Raw genomic sequence first — 460 nt, 5'->3', positions numbered from 1 at the left:
TTGTAACGCCGCCGGGCCCCCCCCCGCGCCCGGGCGGCCCCCCCGGGGGGGGGGGGGGGGGGGGGGGGGCGGGCCCCGGCGCGGGGGGGGGGGGGGGGCAGACGCGGCGCCGCCCGACGGCGACGATGCGCTGGTCGACGGCGGCCACGCGATGCTCGTGGCCGACGGGGCGTTGACGCTGGACGTAGCGGCGCGCCTGGTCTCGTTGACGCTGCAGAGTGAAGTGGACGGCCGCCCGGCCGAAGCCGCCCAAACCGGCGCGAGCACGCCTTTCCTGGCGGACGCCGCGCAGATTTTTCCGGAGTTCACATGGTTATTTGGTTGAGATCGCCGCGTGGCGGCATCGGCGTCGGCCAGGATGTCCTGCGGGCCGGCGACGTGGCTGGCCTGGTCGCCCTCGACGGTACCGCCGAGCAGTGCCGCGCGCAGGCGGAAAGCCTGATCGCCGCCGCCGAGGAGG

General features: G+C 76.7%; 1 protein-coding gene. It reads left to right on the top strand.

Features of this window, described 5'->3' with window-relative positions:
- The coding region (locus tag ACEN88_RS34230) for a hypothetical protein (RefSeq protein ID WP_413346843.1) at positions 1–325 on the top strand (325 nt) is incomplete at its 5' end.
- Positions 326–460: the final 135 nt, after the last annotated feature.

The organism is Massilia sp. CT11-108 (assembly GCF_047302915.1).
GTDB lineage: Bacteria > Pseudomonadota > Gammaproteobacteria > Burkholderiales > Burkholderiaceae_D > Telluria > Telluria orientalis.
The sequence above is the reverse complement of the archived record's forward strand: the minus strand, read 5'-3'. Positions and strand labels throughout refer to the sequence as shown.